The organism is Vibrio sp. 10N.239.312.D08 (genome assembly GCF_041466145.1).
In the GTDB taxonomy this organism is placed as follows: domain Bacteria; phylum Pseudomonadota; class Gammaproteobacteria; order Enterobacterales; family Vibrionaceae; genus Vibrio; species Vibrio crassostreae_C.
In genome coordinates this window covers 71,064-89,938 of the sequence record NZ_JBFSSD010000011.1, presented here as the reverse complement: position 1 = coordinate 89,938, position 18,875 = coordinate 71,064, and the positions used below count along the sequence as shown (strand labels likewise).

Annotated in this window: 15 protein-coding genes; 10 read left to right on the top strand and 5 right to left on the bottom strand. The window is 44.9% G+C overall.

Annotated features, from left to right (window positions below; all coding sequences use genetic code 11):
* The first annotated feature begins 92 nt into the window (after positions 1-92).
* The 7 genes from acnD (at position 93) to AB6D58_RS08405 (ending at position 9,360) form a co-directional block, all read left to right on the top strand.
* Positions 93-2,729 carry a Fe/S-dependent 2-methylisocitrate dehydratase AcnD gene (gene acnD, locus AB6D58_RS08435; RefSeq protein ID WP_372156976.1) on the top strand — a complete coding sequence of 879 codons (2,637 nt, stop codon included), beginning with the start codon at positions 93-95 and terminating at the stop codon, positions 2,727-2,729.
* Positions 2,730-2,738: 9 nt separating this feature from the next.
* Complete coding sequence (gene prpF, locus AB6D58_RS08430; protein WP_372156974.1) at positions 2,739-3,911, top strand: 2-methylaconitate cis-trans isomerase PrpF; 1,173 nt, start codon at positions 2,739-2,741, stop codon at positions 3,909-3,911.
* Positions 3,912-4,029: 118 nt separating this feature from the next.
* A complete protein-coding gene (locus AB6D58_RS08425; protein WP_102533675.1) occupies positions 4,030-5,934 on the top strand; it encodes a propionyl-CoA synthetase in 1,905 nt (634 codons plus the stop codon).
* A gap of 147 nt (positions 5,935-6,081) precedes the next feature.
* Complete coding sequence (locus AB6D58_RS08420; protein WP_372156972.1) at positions 6,082-6,528, top strand: hypothetical protein; 447 nt, start codon at positions 6,082-6,084, stop codon at positions 6,526-6,528.
* 236 nt (positions 6,529-6,764) lie between these two features.
* Positions 6,765-7,166, top strand: a complete 402-nt coding sequence (locus AB6D58_RS08415) for a glycine zipper domain-containing protein (RefSeq protein WP_372156970.1) — start codon at positions 6,765-6,767, stop codon at positions 7,164-7,166.
* Positions 7,167-7,381: 215 nt separating this feature from the next.
* Positions 7,382-7,861 (top strand): GNAT family N-acetyltransferase, encoded by a 480-nt coding sequence (locus AB6D58_RS08410; RefSeq protein ID WP_017062299.1) that lies wholly within the window; start codon positions 7,382-7,384, stop codon positions 7,859-7,861.
* A gap of 86 nt (positions 7,862-7,947) precedes the next feature.
* Entirely contained in the window at positions 7,948-9,360 is a 1,413-nt protein-coding gene (locus AB6D58_RS08405) for an NUDIX domain-containing protein (RefSeq protein ID WP_372156968.1), read from the top strand.
* Between the two features lie 100 nt (positions 9,361-9,460).
* Here AB6D58_RS08405 and AB6D58_RS08400 read toward each other — a convergent pair whose 3' ends face one another.
* Entirely contained in the window at positions 9,461-10,270 is an 810-nt protein-coding gene (locus AB6D58_RS08400; protein ID WP_102428957.1) for a Cof-type HAD-IIB family hydrolase, read from the bottom strand.
* Between the two features lie 184 nt (positions 10,271-10,454).
* On the opposite strand from AB6D58_RS08400, the gene queE reads away from it, so the two are divergent.
* Together queE and queC are read left to right on the top strand one after the other, a co-directional pair.
* Complete coding sequence (gene queE / locus AB6D58_RS08395) at positions 10,455-11,123, top strand: 7-carboxy-7-deazaguanine synthase QueE (protein ID WP_346762947.1); 669 nt, start codon at positions 10,455-10,457, stop codon at positions 11,121-11,123.
* Positions 11,124-11,181: 58 nt separating this feature from the next.
* On the top strand, positions 11,182-11,877 hold the full coding sequence (queC, locus tag AB6D58_RS08390) for a 7-cyano-7-deazaguanine synthase QueC (RefSeq protein ID WP_017063822.1): 696 nt from the start codon (positions 11,182-11,184) through the stop codon (positions 11,875-11,877).
* Here queC and AB6D58_RS08385 read toward each other — a convergent pair.
* The 4 genes from AB6D58_RS08385 to AB6D58_RS08370 form a co-directional block, all read right to left on the bottom strand.
* Positions 11,837-13,864 carry a diguanylate cyclase gene (locus tag AB6D58_RS08385; protein WP_017062304.1) on the bottom strand — a complete coding sequence of 676 codons (2,028 nt, stop codon included), beginning with the start codon at positions 13,862-13,864 and terminating at the stop codon, positions 11,837-11,839. The genes queC and AB6D58_RS08385 overlap by 41 nt on opposite strands.
* Positions 13,865-14,026: 162 nt before the next feature.
* Positions 14,027-14,377 (bottom strand): DUF2750 domain-containing protein, encoded by a 351-nt coding sequence (locus tag AB6D58_RS08380; RefSeq protein WP_010438559.1) that lies wholly within the window; start codon positions 14,375-14,377, stop codon positions 14,027-14,029.
* A 135-nt stretch (positions 14,378-14,512) separates the two neighbouring features.
* Positions 14,513-15,130, bottom strand: coding sequence for an OmpA family protein (locus AB6D58_RS08375; RefSeq protein ID WP_372156966.1), 618 nt, complete (start codon positions 15,128-15,130; stop codon positions 14,513-14,515).
* The gene (locus AB6D58_RS08370) at positions 15,130-16,395 is read right to left on the bottom strand and encodes a TolC family outer membrane protein (protein ID WP_372150686.1); all 1,266 of its coding nucleotides are present in this window, start codon (positions 16,393-16,395) and stop codon (positions 15,130-15,132) included. The genes AB6D58_RS08375 and AB6D58_RS08370 overlap by 1 nt, the downstream gene beginning before the upstream one ends.
* 441 nt (positions 16,396-16,836) lie before the next feature.
* Here AB6D58_RS08370 and AB6D58_RS08365 point away from each other — a divergent pair.
* Positions 16,837-18,875: Ig-like domain-containing protein (locus tag AB6D58_RS08365; RefSeq protein WP_372156964.1), on the top strand; the 2,039-nt coding region annotated here is incomplete at its 3' end.

The window sequence follows — 18,875 nt, the reverse complement described above, 5'->3', positions numbered from 1 at the left end:
TCGAGCCGACTTATATCTCGAGGTGACTTTTCTCTTCATGTGATAAGGCCTCGAGAACCAACGAATAGAATTTAACAGATAATGGTGGATGTATGTCTGATGTAAAACTTGAAAGAAACCAAGATCTTGATGAAAACAAGTATCGAAAGGTTCTACCGGGAACGGGCTTAGAATATTTCGACGCTTGCGAAGCGGTAGAAGCAATATCCCCGGGCGCTTATAAAACCTTGCCTTATACGTCGCGAGTGTTGGCGGAACAATTGGTAAGACGCTGTGATTCTGAAACGCTTGAAGACAGCTTAAAACAGATCATTGAACGCAAGAGCGACTTAGATTTTCCTTGGTATCCTGCGCGCGTTGTATGTCATGACATTCTTGGTCAAACAGCCCTAGTAGATTTGGCTGGTTTACGCGATGCAATTGCCGACCAAGGCGGAGACCCTGCCAAGGTAAACCCAGTGGTCGAAACCCAACTGATTGTTGATCACTCTCTGGCAGTGGAACACGCAGGCTTTGATAGCGAAGCCTTTGATAAAAACCGCGCGATTGAAGAGCGGAGAAACGAAGACCGTTTTCATTTTATTGAATGGTGTAAAACCGCGTTTAAAAACGTGAGTGTGATCCCTGCTGGTAACGGGATCATGCACCAGATTAACTTGGAGAAAATGTCTCCAGTTATTCAATCTAAAGAAGGCATCGCGTTTCCTGATACCTGTGTTGGTACCGATAGCCATACACCGCACGTTGATGCTCTGGGCGTTATTGCGATTGGTGTGGGCGGCTTGGAAGCTGAGACAGTGATGCTCGGTCGTCCGTCGATGATGCGATTGCCTGATATTGTCGGCGTTAAACTGACGGGTCAACGACAAGAAGGGATAACTGCAACGGATATTGTGCTTGCGATTACTGAGTTCCTTCGCAATGAGAGAGTGGTCTCAAGCTATTTGGAATTCTTCGGTGAAGGGGCTCGTGCTCTGACCATTGGTGACCGCGCAACCATCTCCAACATGACGCCAGAGTACGGTGCGACAGCGGGTATGTTCTATATCGATGAGCAGACTATTCAATACCTGAAGCTCACCGGTCGAGAGCCTGAGCAGGTTGAATTAGTTGAACGCTACGCCAAGCAAACCGGGTTATGGGCTGACGATCTCGATTCTGCTCAATATGAGCGTGTATTAGAGTTTGATTTATCGAAGGTTGAGCGCAATCTTGCAGGGCCATCCAATCCCCATCGTCGTTTGCCAACCAGAGAGCTGGCTGAACAAGGCATCAGTCAAGCATCTTGGAAAGAGCAGCATGCTAAGGAGTACAGCGATGATCAGATGCCCGATGGTGCCGTAATCATTGCGGCAATTACTTCTTGTACCAACACCAGCAACCCAAGAAACGTGGTCGCCGCAGCATTAGTGGCTAAGAAAGCCAATCAGCTTGGATTAGTTCGTAAGCCGTGGGTGAAAACGTCATTTGCGCCGGGCTCTAAAGTTGCCAAGCTCTATCTCGAGTCGGCAGGTTTGCTTCCCGAACTTGAACAATTAGGCTTCGGTATCGTGGGTTATGCGTGTACTACCTGTAATGGTATGAGCGGAGCCCTAGATCCTGCTATCCAACAAGAGATCATCGACCGCGACCTGTATTCAACCGCTGTGTTGTCAGGGAATCGCAACTTCGATGGTCGAATCCATCCCTATGCCAAACAAGCGTTTTTAGCATCACCGCCATTGGTGGTTGCTTATGCCTTGGCTGGCACGATTCGCTTTGATATCGAGAAAGACAGCTTAGGCACTGACAGCAACGGCAAGCCAATCTACTTAAGTGATTTATGGCCGAGTGATGCGGAGATCGATGCTGTTGTCGGTGAACATGTTAAGCCTCAGCAATTCCAACAAATCTACGTGAAAATGTTCCAGCCAGACGAGGAACAGGTGACGACTGAACCGCTTTATGACTGGCGACCTCAAAGTACCTATATTCGCAGACCACCTTATTGGGAAGGTGCTCTTGCAGGAGAACGAAGCCTATCTGCCATGAGGCCTTTGGCTATTCTGGGTGACAATATCACGACCGATCACTTATCTCCTTCAAATGCGATTCTCGCTTCGAGCGCTGCGGGGGAATACCTCACAAAAATGCTAGTGCCGGAAGAGGATTTTAACTCTTACGCGACCCACCGAGGTGATCATTTAACCGCGCAACGAGCGACGTTCGCCAACCCGAAGCTGTTTAATGAAATGGTGAAGGACGCTGGGGAAGTCGTGCAAGGTTCATTAGCAAGAGTTGAACCTGAAGGTCAAGTTACGCGAATGTGGGAAGCGATTGAAACCTACATGAACCGTAAACAGCCTTTGATTGTCGTGGCGGGTGCGGATTATGGACAAGGTTCATCACGTGACTGGGCTGCCAAAGGTGTGCGTTTAGCGGGTGTTGAAGTGATTGTGGCTGAAGGATTTGAAAGAATTCACAGAACCAACTTGGTTGGCATGGGCGTGCTGCCTTTGCAATTCAAAGCGGGGACCAATCGCGACACCTTAGAATTGGACGGTACCGAGCTTTACGACGTTTATGGTGACATCCAAGCAGGTTCTGATTTGGCTCTAGTCATCACTCGTAAAAACGGTGAAAAGCTTGATGTTCCTGTGACCTGCCGACTAGACACGGCAGACGAAGTGAATGTGTACAGCGCTGGTGGCGTATTGCAACGTTTCGCCAAAGACTTTCTTGCAAATTAGGAGCTAGTTATGAACATCAAACAGATAAAAGTACCTGCTACCTATATGCGGGGTGGAACAAGCAAAGGTGTCTTTTTCAACTTAAGTGACTTACCTGAAGATGCGCAAGTTGCCGGAGAAGCTCGAGACGCATTACTTCTGCGCGTGATTGGTAGTCCAGATCCTTATGGCAAACAAACCGATGGCATGGGTGGTGCAACATCCAGTACCAGTAAAACCGTTATTGTTTCGAAAAGCAGTAAAGCCGATCACGATGTTGATTACCTATTCGGCCAAGTAGCAATAGACAAGCCGTTCGTTGATTGGAGCGGTAACTGCGGCAATCTGTCTGCTGCAGTGGGCCCATTTGCTATTCATAGTGGCCTAGTCGACTCGAATCGTATTCCAGAAAACGGCGTGGTCGAGGTGCGAGTATGGCAAGTGAACATAGAGAAAACCATCATTGTTCATGTGCCTATCGCTGGTGGTGAAGTCCAAGAACTGGGTGATTTTGAGCTTGATGGTGTCACTTTCCCCGCTGCTGAGATCCAAGTCGATTTCCTAGATCCAGCCGATGCGAATGGCTCTATGTTCCCAACAGGGAATGTTGTCGATTTTTTAGATGTTCCAGATCTGGGTTGCATCAAAGCGACATACATTAATGCAGGGATTCCGACCATTTTTATTGATGCTGAATCGGTTGGTTACCAAGGCACTGAACTTCAATCAGATATCAATAGTGATACCAAAGCCTTGGCTCTGTTTGAATCCATACGAGCACATGGTGCAGTAGCGATGGGTCTGATTGATTCTTTAGAACAAGCTGAATCACGTCAACATACACCTAAAGTCGCGTTTGTTGCTAAGCCTCAAGCGTACCAAGCCTCCAGTGGTAAATCGGTTGCTGTCGAAGATACTGCCCTTCTGGTGCGTGCTTTGTCTATGGGACAACTGCATCACGCCATGATGGGTACGGCAGCGGTCGCCATTGCTTCAGCGGCGAGTGTGCCAGGTACGTTAGTGAACTTGGCAGTCGGTGAGGGTTCCCGAGATTTTGTGACCTTTGGTCATCCATCAGGAACCTTAAAAGTGGGTGCTAAAGCTATTCAGACGGAAAGCGGTTGGAAAATAGAACGGGCAATTATGAGTCGTAGTGCTCGAGTGATCATGGAAGGTGCCATTCGAGTGCCTTTTCCTAAGTAAAGCGATTGTCGTGAACGGTTAAATGTTCACGAACACAACGCTGAGAAAAGAGTGCAATCAAGTGCTACAGCCAAAAGCTAGGCGCTTGGACTAATGGATAAATCATGGAGGAGGCACTATGTCTGCTACGAATCGAATGAACAGAAAAACAGACTATATCACCGAGTATCAATGGGCTAGGGAAGACCCCAATTCGTTCTGGGAAACACAAGCACAAGCGATCGATTGGTTTGAACCACCAAAAACGATATTACAAACTGACGATAACGGTATTGAACGTTGGTTTCCTGATGGGGTGATGAACACCTGCTGGTTGGCGCTTGATTACCATTGTGAAAATGGGCGAGGTGATAATACCGCGCTGATTTACGACTCTCCTGTTACAGGACATCAATCTTCGTACACCTACGACCAACTGCGTAACCAAGTGGCTAAAGTCGCGGGGATGTTAGCAACGCAAGGTGTTACCAAAGGCGATCGTGTGGTGATTTATATGCCAATGATTCCTGAAGCAGCAATGGCAATGCTAGCCTGTGCACGACTAGGCGCGGTTCACTCCGTGGTGTTTGGCGGATTTGCTCCTCATGAGCTTGCCGTTCGAATTGAAGATGCTGAACCCAAGGTCTTGATTACCGCCTCATGCGGTGTCGAGATAAACAAAGTCTTGCCATATAAACCGATGGTTGATCGAGCGATCATGGACAGTCGTTGGAAGCCTGAGAAAGTGGTGGTATTCCAAAGAGAGCAGTCTCTAGCCGAATTGAACAACGAACGTGATGTACTTTGGCAGCAAGCTGTTGAGGATGCTTTGCCTCACGTATGTGTGCCTGTTCTAGCTACTGACCCACTATATATCTTGTATACATCAGGGACGACGGGTAAGCCAAAAGGCGTGGTGCGTGACAATGGTGGTCACGCGGTCGCCATGAAATACTCGATGAGCACTATCTACGATATGCCGCAAGATGGTGTGTTTTGGGCAGCTTCCGATGTCGGCTGGGTAGTGGGGCATTCCTATATTGTGTATGCGCCACTGATTCACGGTTGCACCTCTATTCTGTTTGAAGGCAAGCCGGTAAGAACACCCGATCCAGGCGCATTCTGGCGTGTTTGTGAAGAATACAATGTTGATGTGCTGTTTTCTGCCCCAACAGCGTTTAGAGCAATCAAGAAAGAAGATCCTGAAGGTGAGTTGCTCACCAAGTATGACTTATCATCGCTCAAGTCGATTTTTATGGCGGGAGAGCGTTTGGACCCGCCAACATTGGATTGGGTCGAGTCTCATACCAATAAACCGGTTATCGACCACTGGTGGCAAACCGAAACGGGTTGGGCTATTTCTGCCAATCCAACAGGGCTTGAATCTTTGCCAGTGAAAGCGGGTTCTTCAACCAAGCCAGTACCCGGTTACCAAGTGGAGATCCTCAATGAATTGGGTGAAATCGCACAAACGAATCAACAAGGGTTTGTGGCACTTAAACGACCATTACCGCCTGGTTGCTTACCTACGGTATGGCGCAATCATGATCGGTTTGAATCCGGCTATTTGAGTCAGTTCCCGGGCTATTATGTTTCTGGGGATGGTGGCTATCTTGATGAAGATGGGTATCTATTTATCATGGGTCGTATCGACGATGTGATAAACGTGGCGGGACACCGTCTGTCGACCGGAGAAATGGAAGAGATAGTGGGTGGTCACCCAGCCATTGCAGAATGTGCGGTAGTCGGTATCCACGATGACTTAAAAGGGCAGCTACCTCTTGGTTTAGTTGTGCTGAAAGATGGCGTAAAAGTCGATGGCATTGAGTTGCAAGCGGAGTTGGTTGGCAAGGTTCGCAATGAGATTGGCGCGGTCGCCTGTTTTAAGCAAGCCTTGGTTGTTGAGAGGTTACCTAAGACACGTTCAGGTAAGATCTTACGCAGAACTATCCGACAGATCGCAGAAGGTGAACAATATGTGGTGCCTTCGACGATTGACGACCCTACCAGCTTAACTGAAATTGCTGAAAAGCTAGGTAAATAGACGTCGTAGTTTAGGAAGTATCATTTTCGGCTTGTTGATTTATACATAAGCCAGCGTGATGGTTTACCTAAACTCTACTTTATTCATCCGCTTATCCATTACGTTTACTATGACCTCATTATGAATCCCACATATTGAGGTCTTTTTATGCGAGCTTACTTTTTGTTGATTGCTTTACTGGTCAGTAGTGCTGCTAGTGCCAGTATTTCAAAGGATGAAGCGAGTAGAGCGTTGTTAGAGCCTTTGAGCCATCCCAAGGTATTTAAATGCGAATCCAAGACTGGCGTCGATCTCTATCAAGCGGTTTTTGATATTGGTGTGGGATATGAAGCCGACCCTATTAACTCGAAGATGATCGTTAATTCAAGGAAAGGCCGCTACGAATATCAAATCTTAGGCGCAGTAAGGTCTGAAAGAGCTGGTGAAATTGTCGTGTTAACTCGCCATGTGGGAGACGGTGTTAAAGTTGCGGCTATGATTGATGACGAAAATGGCAAGATACTGGGGATCGGCGATAAAAATCATTATCGAGATTGTGGTGTTAGGCCACCACCTAGCGTAGCAAACATGCAAAACTTTTGGTCTAAAGGCTAAGAGATATGTGAAAGGCAAGAATTATAGAGAAAGCGCGATTGAGGCGACCTTATTGGTCGCCTTTTTTGTTGGTGAGGATAAAGCGAGCTCAAAGCTATATATCATTAATCAGTTATGCGATGGCTGAATAATACATAGCTGAACATGATGTATCGTCTAAACGTGGCTTTATTTATCTCATTAACGGCTCTGCTTAAGATGGTTCTACTCAAAACGAAGAACTAAGCGAGACTCCTATGAAATTCACTAAACCTTTTCTTTTAGCGACACTGATTGTGACTCTTTCTGGTTGCGCATCACCAGCAATGGATAACGAAAATGAGAATGCCGCACGTAATCGTGGTGCGGTAGGTGGTGCTTTATTAGGAGCAACAGCCGGCGCTCTAACTGGAGATGCGAGTTTAGCCGTTAAGGGCGCTGCATTAGGTGGTGAGACCGGTGGTGTTGCGGGTTCAATGAAAGATACGGACGATGCAAGAAACGCACAACGAACCCAAGTTACTGCTGATGGTCTAGCGCAAGACAATCGCACCGATGCAGAAAAGCGAGTTGCGGAAGTAGAGGCGGAAATTAAGCTTATTGAACTGGAACAACAGCTTGCTGATCTCAAAGAAGAGAAAGAAGATAACGGTGCATAAAGCTGAAGCTACAGCAAAAGCCACAGCAAAAAACATAGCTTCGATATTCGTTTAATTCAAAATCATTCAAACAGAATGGCCACGTAATGTGGCCGTTTTTGTATCTAAAATACACACTTCAAACAATGAATTAATTCAATAACTTGTATAGATACTCACGGCAAGTAAACTAGACTCAGTTTAGATATTAATTTGGTTTGAGAAGCGCAATAGTCATGAATGTCACCTTAAGGGCCGCAAAGCACGCGGATTTGGAACAACTTAACGAGTTAATGTTCGATCTCCACCATTATCACCACCTTGCTAGCCCAGAGCACTTTAAAACGGCAGAAGAGATTGAGCAGGAAAAAAGCATTGCACGATACTTGGATGACCCTGAATGTTTGGTTTATGTGGCATTAAAAGGAGAGCTCATTGTTGGCTTTATCTCTGGGCATTTTTGTGAGCTTATCTCAACGGTCAGCAAACCAGTGCCGATGGGAAGTGTCGATGAACTGTTTGTCTTGCCTGATTATCGAAAAGAATCGATTGCTGAAAAGTTGTTTAACAAAGTTGAAAGTACTTTTGATGATTATGGGGTTGAACAAGTCTTTGTAGAAGTTTGGGACTTTAACTCGCCTGCCAAGGACTTCTATCAAAAAATGGGGTTCACACCTCACATTCAATGGATGAGGAAGGCTTTGCACAAAACGTAGACAGCGATTTTGTGTGGCTTTGATTACAATAGTTCAACTGCAACAGCAGTCTTCAATATTCTTCTATTATTTTTTAGGTAAACTCGTTGGTTATTCGATATTTATTAGTTTTCATACTGTCTCTTTTGAGTACTACTTCCGCTTGGGCAAACGACACTTTGCCCGATCATATCGCGGGCGCCTTGTGTGTAGTACGTGCTGATAACCAAATCGTGTTGGTTGATGAGTTGATCACCGGTCAATTGTCTCTACCGGGAGGCACTGTTGTTTCAGGTGAGCCGCCAGGCGTCGCGGCGCAACGTGAAACGTGGGAAGAGGCTGGTTTGTCGGTAACGGTCGGTGATGTGCTAGGTTATACCGACAGTGCCGTCGTGTTTGATTGTATTTCTGACTCTGAAGTGATCAGTTACAAGGCTCGAAATGAGTTAGGTGGCTTTGAGCTGCCGATTTGGTTTGCTCCTCATTATGGCGTGGAAGTCAGCCGAGCGATGTTACTTCCTCCTACTGAATTGCAAGATCACCAATACCGCTACCCAGAACAGTGGTCTGAGATTAACGAGCTGTTTTTATCTGCGACAGATCAACCGGTGACGTATGTGACTGAGCTGGTGGGCGCGGCACCCAAAGTCCATCAAGTTGAATTAAATTGGATTGTGTCACTTCAAAACACGTTCGATAAGATGCCAAGCGTATTTGCGAATACTGTGCTTTTGACTGACTTGTTGGCCAAGCCATGGGTCTTCATTGTGATATTGCCGTTAATTGCTTGGTACTTTGGCCGTAACTTCGCGTTGAAGTTTTGCTTCACTTTGATCTCGGTGACACTACTTACTTTAATCGCGCACCAAGGTTTTGGTTTTCCAGGTCCACACGCTTACATGCCAACATTGAAACTGGTGATGAGCAGTGGGTATAGTTTTCCAAGTCTGTTGGCTGCCTTGTGGGTCAGTTTAACCTTGTTAGTCTTTTGGAAACTAAAGCGCCTCTTGGAGCAAAAAGCCATTCTGGTAGTGCTCGCTGGCCTGCTGTGGATCATGCTATTTAAGTCTTATTCAGGTAGTGCGTTTTTTAGTGATGTATTAATGGGTGGCGTATTAGGCGCTTTAACGACGTGGCATATCGTGAGATTAGACGCGAAACCGGATGTTGATATTAGCGCCTTATTGAGTTCTAAAGGTGTTTGGTGGGCATTGTGCTTACTGTCGATTGTTCTGACGGTGATATGGCCACTGCCAACATTCTCATTCTGGGTGGCGATTTTGATGACGATTGCATGCCTAGTGACGTTAACAGACTCGAAACCTTTGGTTGGCCAGTTCTCATTCAAGATCGTTCTTGGAGTGATGGCGATGTTATTAGCGGGAAATCTGCTGATTAGCTGGGCTGGAAGCTTTGTCTCTTTCAGCGGTATTGCTTCATTTATTGTTGAAACGTTACGTTTCCCAATCTTGATTCTGTTTGGTGTGGTGGCATTTCGTCTGCCATGGAAAAGAGAGTAAGCGACTCGACTAACACAAAATCAAAAAGGCTGTGCCGTGCACAGCCTTTGTCATTTCTGAAACAAGCAAAAAGTAATTCTTATTAGAACCTGTTGAGCGTTTATGAGTTGAAGATAAACTTCTCAATCGCGACCGCTACACCATGGTCGTCGTTGCTAGCTGTGATGTGATCCGCCAGTTTCTTGGTTTCTTCCATTGCGTTTTCCATTGCAATGCCAAGGCCTGCGTATTCAAGCATATGGTGATCGTTTTCAGCATCACCCATGCAGATGACTTCTTCCGCTTTAATGCCTAAGTGTTTCGCTATCGCTTCAATACCGACACCCTTGTTTGATTTCGGGTTTAGGAACTCTAAGAAGAATGGTGCACTTTGTACGATAGTAAACTGAGTCTTAAGCTCTTGTGGCAACTTACCGATGATTTCAGTCAGCTTGCTTGGTTCAGCGACAATCATAGTTTTGATGATTTCGTGGTCATCTTCTAGTTGAGAAAAGTCGAACTCGGTTATATCTAAGCAATTAATACGCGCTTCAATACCAGTGTACTCATTGTTCTCAGGTGTGATTAAGCCGTGGATCTTGCTGAAAGCATGGACATAACCACCAAGCTGTTGAGCGAGGGCAGCAATCTCTTTTGCGGCTTTGCCGTTGCTGATCTCACTGTGAATGATCTCTTTTGTCGATACGTTCTGAACCATAGAGCCGTTGTAGAAGAGTACAAAGTCATCTTCGCCGTCAATCGAAAGCTCATCTAATTTGCTTTGCATGCCTTCTAAAGGGCGACCAGAAGCGAGAACTACTTTCACACCTGCAGCTCGTGCTTTGGCGATTGCGTCTTTGTTCTCTTGAGAAATCACTTTTTCACTGTTGAGTAGTGTGCCATCCATATCAAGAGCAATCAGTTTGTACATGTTGTTCCTTACTAAAAAATTAAAAGCTAACGAAATCTATGGGCGAAAGGATAAGGGAACTTGAAAGTTCAGGCTAGGGCTTTGATCAACTCATTTATCAGTACTCATTTGTTTGACCAAAAGGGGGAAGTGCTTTAAGGTCTGCGGTTGATTAATTTCATCAAATGATTGAGCTGAGGGAAAGTTGTACAAGATTAATGAAATGTTTGAAACCATTCAGGGTGAGGGCGTGTTTACTGGCGTTCCCGCTGTTTTTGTTCGTCTGCAAATTTGCCCAGTGGGCTGTTCTTGGTGTGATACCAAGCAGACCTGGGAAGCGTTGCCAGAAGAGGAAACCAGCCTTGGCGATATTATGGTTAAGACAGAAGATTCACCTACTTGGTCAGCAATCGATGCTCAAGGAATCGTGAATGAATATATCAAGCAAGGTTACACTGCTAAGCACATTGTGATTACTGGTGGTGAGCCATGCATTTATGATCTTGTTCCTCTTACTGAAGCGTTTGAGCAGCACGGTTGTCGCTGTCAGATTGAGACTAGCGGAACATCAGAAGTTAAAGCCACACCGGACACTTGGGTTACGGTGTCACCGAAAGTGGCGATGAAAGCGAAACTGGAAATCTTAGATAGCGCCTTGCAACGTGCTAACGAAATTAAGCATCCAGTAGGTACAAGCAAAGACATTGAACAACTTGACGGTTTATTGGAGCGAGCAGCAGTTCCTAACGACACTGTTATCGCTCTGCAACCAATCAGCCAAAAAGACCGCGCTACTCAGCTTTGTATTGATACCTGCATTGAGCGCAATTGGCGCTTATCAATACAAACTCACAAATATTTGAGCATCGCATAGGTTGTATTTTTACTGGGCAAGATAAGTCGCTAGTAGAAGGTTCTCGTAAGGATTTAAGATGAAAAAAGCAGTGGTAGTATTCAGTGGTGGTCAAGACTCAACAACGTGTCTTGTTCAAGCATTAAAAGAGTATGATGAAGTTCATGCGATTACGTTTGATTATGGTCAGCGCCATAGACTCGAGATTGAAGTTGCTGAGTCATTGTCGAAAGAGCTTGGTGTGAAAGCGCACAAAGTGATGGATGTGACTCTGTTGAATGAACTGGCTATCAGCTCTTTGACTCGTGACGATATTCCTGTGTCTCATGAGCTGCAAGAGAATGGGCTGCCGAATTCATTCGTTCCTGGTCGTAATATTCTATTTCTGACTCTAGCGGGTATTTACGCTTACCAAATCGGTGCTGAAACCGTGATTACAGGTGTGTGTGAAACAGACTTTTCTGGTTACCCTGATTGTCGTAATGACTTTGTGAAGGCGATGAACTCTGCACTTGTACAAGGTATGGACAAGCAGCTTGATATCAAAACACCGCTAATGTGGTTAAACAAGGCTGAGACATGGGCGCTAGCAGACCAGTACTCAGCACTTGAACTTGTTAGAAACAAAACACTGACTTGTTACAACGGCATTGTTGGTGATGGCTGTGGCGATTGTCCGGCATGTGAACTGCGTAAAGTTGGCCTTAACGATTACCTCGGTGATCGCGAAAGCATCATGGCTGAGTTGGTTCGCAAACAGGCTGAGAATAAATAATTTCAGGTAAATCAATCGGTTCGTTATATGCATCAATAATGCAGTTTCGGCCGTTGCTTTTGGCTTGATAGAGTGCTTGGTCGAGCACTGAATACAAGTCATCAAAGTCACTTAATGCGTTTGAGGTTGCTAGATAAGCAAAACTCGCGGTCACATTAAGTGACTTTTTGCTTTCTGATAAAAAGACAGTGCTTGAAATGGCGTAGTGCAACTCTTCAACGCGTTCTCGTACCTCTGCTGGTGGGGTATCGGTTAACATGATGACAAATTCTTCACCCCCTAAGCGACCAAACAATTCACCATTCACTAAGTGTTTTCTAATTTGATCACTAATATGGACCAGTGCCCGATCACCAGTAGGGTGCCCATGCTCATCATTAATCTTCTTAAACTTATCTAGATCGAGCAGCACGAGCACATGCTGTTTGTCCGTCCCTTTACAGCGTTTCACTCTTTTGATTCTTCGAATTATCTCAGTTCGGCTATATGCTTTCGTTAAGCCATCAATTGCTGCTTTTGCGCGAACCGTTTTGTTTATCAATACCGTGAAGCTTGCAGCGCAAAGCAACAGAATAACAACGATGTTGTACATCCATCTTTGATGTTCCATTTTTTCAATTTGAACGCGGTCGAGTTTCGTCTGATGTGTCAGGAAAGAGCTTTCTAGTTCTTGTTCATATTTGGCGTGCGTCAGGCCGAGCGCTTCGAGTGCGAGTCGATTGTCGATATCTCTAGCTTCCATTTGTATTGACGAGTATCGCTGGTAGAAATAGAAAGCTTGTTGGTAATCGCTGAGTGATTGATGAATATCAGAAAGCTGAAGAAGTGACTGCGCGATGTATTTATGCCTTGTGACTTGTTCAGCTAATTCTAGCGCTTGTTGAGCATAGTTGAGTGCTTCCGTTGGCAGTTTCTGTTCTTCGAACATATCGCTGATCGCCAAGTAAGCATTGATGCGAATGACATCATTGCTCAGTTCGCTCGAAGCTGAAAGAGACTCAATTAGGTAGGTTCTCGCCACATCATAGTTTTTCGTTTGAGTGTACGCTTTTCCTAAGCCAAGACTTGTGAGTGCAATACCGTAGCTATGCGACGTTGAGCTCAGCAGTGTTCTTGCTGTCTGAAAGTGGTGAATTGCTAGTTCACTTTGCTCTTGGTTAAGGTAGAGATCCGCAAGGCTGTGATGCACTTGTGCTTTCATTAAATCTGAAGCGTTTACTCTGAGAATGAGAGCTTGCTCTAGATACTCCGCCGATTTTTCATATTGCTTTAATTCTTTGAGCAAGTTACCCACATCGTTGTAAACCCCTGAAATATCATGCCCTTGTGGAAACACGTTTATTAGTGATAGGTAGGTGTCTAGTGCAGCTTGATAGTCACTGCGGAAATGATGATTGTTCGCGATGACTCGATAAGTCCCGAATTTTGGTAATACAGGGTCAGCGATGTCATGTAAATCTGACTGAAGGGCAGAGCAGTAATAGTTCGCTTGATGGTATTTAGCTTGCTCGTTAAGCGATCGGCATAGCTGGTACTTTAGTAAGGCTTTACCAGTTAAATCACTGCGAGATTGCATTTTCGCTAAAAGTGTTAGAAAGCCTTGTTGTGCTTGTTCATATTGGCCTTTGCCGTCTTTCCTCAGAGCAGAAATAAACGCTGTTTCTATCGCTTGGTAGTCATTGTCGTTTGAAGCGATTCCGTAGAACGGCTGATCTCGGTGGCTCATGTATTGATACAGAAGAGACGCAAGGTAAAGCTTATCTCCATAAACCGTTGAGCCGATGTAGCGTGTTTGCAGCATGTTTAATGCGCGCTCAGGAGAGTGGTTTAAAGTAGAGAGATAAAGCGCGTTCCAATCAGCATTTGGAGTAGAGCTTAGATTGGAGGTATAGACTGGTGAATTGTGGTCACGATCTGATGTTGATACTTGGCTATAAGAACAAAAGCTAATGAATAGTAGAAAGGTAACAAAAACGAAGTGATTCACAAGAGACGATCAATCAGATAAAGAACGATATTCTATTATTAGTTTGATGTTGCTTCAAATTTTGAATGGTGCGACTACGTGGTTATGCGAGGTAGGTCTCTAATTTATTGATACTAATCAGAGGTATATCGGTCGCGCGAATCGTGCGACCGATATCGGAAATTAGATGTATAATTTCGCTAGGTCAGAAGGCTCAAGTTCTTTGCCTTCTAATGTTGCATTCCAGTTCGTACCAACAAGAACGCCGTCTTCAGCAAGAGTCAGTAGCCAGTCTTCTACAAAGATATCTAGTGGGATTTCTAATACTTCAAAATCAGCCCACTCTTCAACGTTGTGAGTCTGAGCATCTTCTTTTGAAGACCAAAATGGCATCACTTCGCTGCTTTCGAATTCACTTGAGTCACATGCTAGCCAACCTTCTTCGTTACGAAGGCCCCATACAAGTTTAGTTTCTTGTGTTTCAGAAACGAAAAGTTCTAGATTTGCTTGAGTATCAGCGGTTAGTTTGCTCATGGATTAATTCTCTATGTTGATAACGTGACAAGATTAACATTATAGACGGCTTAGGTATATGCTATTTAAGGAATTATAAGCGTACTGAAACGCTACCTAAAGATAACGTTTCAGATGAGGCATAACTAAGAGTGGTTACTTTCCAATTTTTGTAAAAATATGCCATTCTTCTTTGATGTTGCCTTTGAATCCGGCGACAGAAGCGACAACTTTTCTATTGAGCGCATGGTTGATTTTGGTTCCCTCTTCATTAGAAACGGTATCCCCGTAGCCAACGATTGTCACTCTAGATGGTTGTATACCATTACTTATTAGGGCTCGCCTTACATTTGATGCTCGTTCTTTCGATAAGTCTAAGTTGTGAGCCGCGTTTCCGACTTTACTCGCGTAGCCTTGTAGACGAATGGTTGTGCTTTCATACCGCTTTAAAAACGCGGCCATTTGACGAATTTGGCCAAGAAAAACAGGATTGATTTCTGTTGAATTGTTGGCAAATAAGATGTGAAGTTCTTTCTGTTCCGATGACTCGAAATATGATCCACAACCGTCGTTATCGATCTCGGCACCAATTTGTGTATCGGGACATAAATCTCGCGCGTTTATTACACCGTCATTGTCATCATCTTGAAGATCGTAAATTTGAGTGACCGGCGGTAGAGCGCGATATTCGAATTCATCTTCGTTGTTTTCAGCTAAAGCATTGGCAGATACAACCATGAAGCAAAGCGATAATACTGTGTTGGTAAGCTTCATTAATATTCCACCTTTTCATTCCATTCTTCTGGGATCTCAACTCGTAAACCGATGAGTAGGTTACCAGTTGCGTTCATTACGCGATATTTTGCGTATTGCTCGTCATACTTAGCATCTAAATAGCCTTTACGAGCTTCGAATAATTCATTCTCAGTGTTAAGTAAGTCGAGAAGGGTACGTTTACCGATACGGTATTGTTTCTCATATGAGATTACCGTGTCTGATGCCGAGTCTACGTGGTCAGATAGGAACTCTTTTTGCTGAACCGTTAAATCAAGTGCGCTCCATGATAGACGTAGACTCTCTTCTACATTGCGGTAAGTACTTTCGCGAAGGTCCTTGGCTTTGTTGAGTTGGTAGGCTGCACTTTCTGTGCGGTCTTGATCCGAACCACCATTGTAAAGGTTGTATCTTAAACGAACCATGGCAGAAAACTCATCGCTGCTGCCTTCTGTACCACCGGCGTCATCACGCCAAGTTTGAGCGGCTTCAAAAGAAACAGTCGGGTAGTTGGTACTCTTAGATTGTTTGTATTGGAACTTCGCTGAGTCAACATCGGCTTGTGCAATCTTAATGACTGGATGCTGGTTAAACGCTTTTGCCAACGCACCATCAACGGTATAAGGAATTGCACCCGCATCTGCGCGAGGGAAAGTTAACCCTAAAGGAGATTGACCAACAAGTCTTTTAAACTGAGTATGCGTATCAAAAAGGTTGTTTTGAGCAGCAAGCAAATTCCCGTGCGCTTTCGCAATACGAGCTTCAACTTGTGACATATCTGCGGTTGAACCAATACCTGATTCCACGCGCTTACGAATATCGTTATATATCTCTTTGTGCGTCGCTAAGTTACTTTCCGAAAGAGAAAGCACTTCATAGGCTTTCACTGCATCAAGATAAACCTTTGTTACTTCTAAAGCGATGTCTTGCGCGTTAGATAGTAGTTGATAGCGCACGGACTCTGCATCAGCCGCAGTACGGTCAATATCATTGGATGTATTAGCGCCATCCCATATTAACTGGGTCAAGGTGATCGTTGCTTCTTTTCTAGTCAGATCGGTAGTGTCTTGGTTGGTTGCTAGATCAGTATGTTCATAACCAATCCCACCATCTAAGTCTATACTTGGTCGATAAGCACCACCAGAAGCGTCGTTAAGATAACGCTTACTGATATATTCGTTATAAGCACTTTTGATTTCAGGGTTGCTTTCCAACGTAGAAGCGACAGCTTGCTCTAAGGTTTGTGCTGTAGCTGGAAAGGTCAGTGCTATAGATAGCCCTATGGTCGTCGTTTGAATCCTGTTCAATTTGCATCTCTCCAAAATGAATCACACCTGAGTCTTAATTTTGCACGATAATATACAAAATTCAGATGAACCGCCAAAAAATTTACGATCGCTACAATTGGTGCTCGTAAATGGTTGTAAAGTTGTTAACCGATCGCTGTGCGTATTGTGATGTTTGATGCACTTTGAACCCTATTAATATGTCAATTATTTTTCGTTAGCACAATAACTTATGTAAAATTTGAGAGCGCTTTCGATATTGATGTATGTGACCGTTGTCATCATGGTGTATACGAACTTGTTAAAATATGCATTCATAACTATGAATTATATAGTGTTAGGTGTTATATTTTGTCTAATATTATAAATACAATGTCACTATTTTGACGTTTTGATTGAAAATGGGTTTTAGGGGTTTATATGGACATGACAGTATTGAATGTGAGCGGTGCATTAGCACTTGGCCAACGCATTGTTATTTCGGTAGATGGTACAATTAAAGTCCTAGAAGACGGCCAGCCATTGCAAGCGGGGGATGTCATTCTTGAATCCCTAAATGCCCCTAATACTCCGGAAGTATCAGCGAAGCGTTTTTCACCCGAAGCTGGGGAGATCGAACTTGACCAAGATATCGCTGATATTTTTGCTGCATTAGAAGAAGGCCAAGACCCAGCTGAACTCGGTGAAGAGTTTGCGACAGCTGCCGGTCAAAATGGCTCGAGTTTAGGGACTAGCGGAACTATTGAGCGTGATGGCGAAGAAACAATCCCTGGTACTGAGTTCATCACTACGGGTTTTGAAGCGCTAGGCATGTCTCGAACTCAAAGCTTGAGTCTGCTAGATGCTTTCCGCTCGATTGAGCAATCTGGTAGCCAAGGCACAGACAGCGAGACCATCGGTGACACAACAGCGCCAGATGCGCCAACACTGACACTGGATACGGACTCTGGCTCAGCAGCGGATGACTTCTTAACCAACGACGGCAGCTTCACAGTCGATGGCACCGAAGATGGCGCGACAGTCGAATACCTTGTTGACGGAAACTGGACGACAACGGCTCCAGTACCAACGGAAGGTGACAACACGATCACCGTTCGTCAAACCGACGCAGCAGGTAATACTTCAGGCAGCTCAACGCTGACGTTCACTCTTGATACACAGGCAGAATCAGGAAATGTGATCGTAGATAGCATTACATCAGATGATGTTGTTACTGAGACTGAAAAAGAGCAAACAATTTTTGTTACAGGTACTGCTACCGGTGGAGACATACAACCTAACGACGTCGTAACTGCTGTCATCAATGGAGCGACATATACTAGTGTTGTAAAAGAGAATGGTATTTGGGAACTAAGTGTTAATGGTGAGGACCTAGCAGAAGACACCGAGTTCACTGTTTCTGTTAGTTCAACCGATAGCGCAGGAAACAGTGTTTCAAGCTCAGGAACTTCTACTCATATTTATGACTCGACTCCGGTTAATGTAAACATAGATATTGATCCGATTACTGAAGACTCAGTCATTAACGCAACTGAAGCTCAAGGGACGGTTACGATTACAGGTTCTATTACTGGTGAGGATTACGTTTCTGGAACAGTAACACTGACCATCAATGGCGTTGTGTATACAGGCCAAGTAATCGACGGGAAATATAGCATTGACGTCAATGGGTCTGACCTAAACTCCGATAGCGATAACATCGTCGACGCGAAGGTAGATGTCGTAAATGAAGCTGGAAATGTTGGCTCGGCTACTTCGACAGAGTTCTATCTAGTTGATTTAGCTGCTAGAGGAACGATCTTTATTGAATCCATCACTGACGACAATGTTATCAATCAAAGTGAAAGCGAAAGTACCGTTTCAGTTAAAGGTACTGTTGGAAGAGATGCGGATACTGGTGACCAGGTATCAGTCGTAGTAAATGGTGTGACTTATCTGACTGTTGTCCAAAGTGATAAAACATGGAGTGTAGATGTTCAGGGCAGTGATCTTGTAGCTGATAATTCAGTGACAGCTACTGTTACCGGACAAGATTGGGTTGGGAATGAGTTTAGTTCTAGCACCGACAAAACATACTCAATTGATATGGTTATACCGACAATCGACTTGACGACCGTAGGCGACGGCAACATCAGTGTTGACGAAGCAGACGAAGTGACCTTGTCAGGTACCACAACGAATGTCGAAAACGGTCAGACAGTGACCTTGACCGTGACTGACAGCCAAGGCAACACAGCTCAGTTCACAGCGACCGTGACGGATGGTGCGTTCAGCACGACAGCAGACCTAACAGGTAAGGGTCTGGTTGATGGTGCGATCACCGTGAAAGCGGACGTGACGGATACAGCGGGCAACGCGGCGACAGACAGCGAAAACGCGACGTTGGATGCGGACAATGCGGATCTACCGACAATCGACTTGACGACCGTAGGCGACGGCAACATCAGTGTTGACGAAGC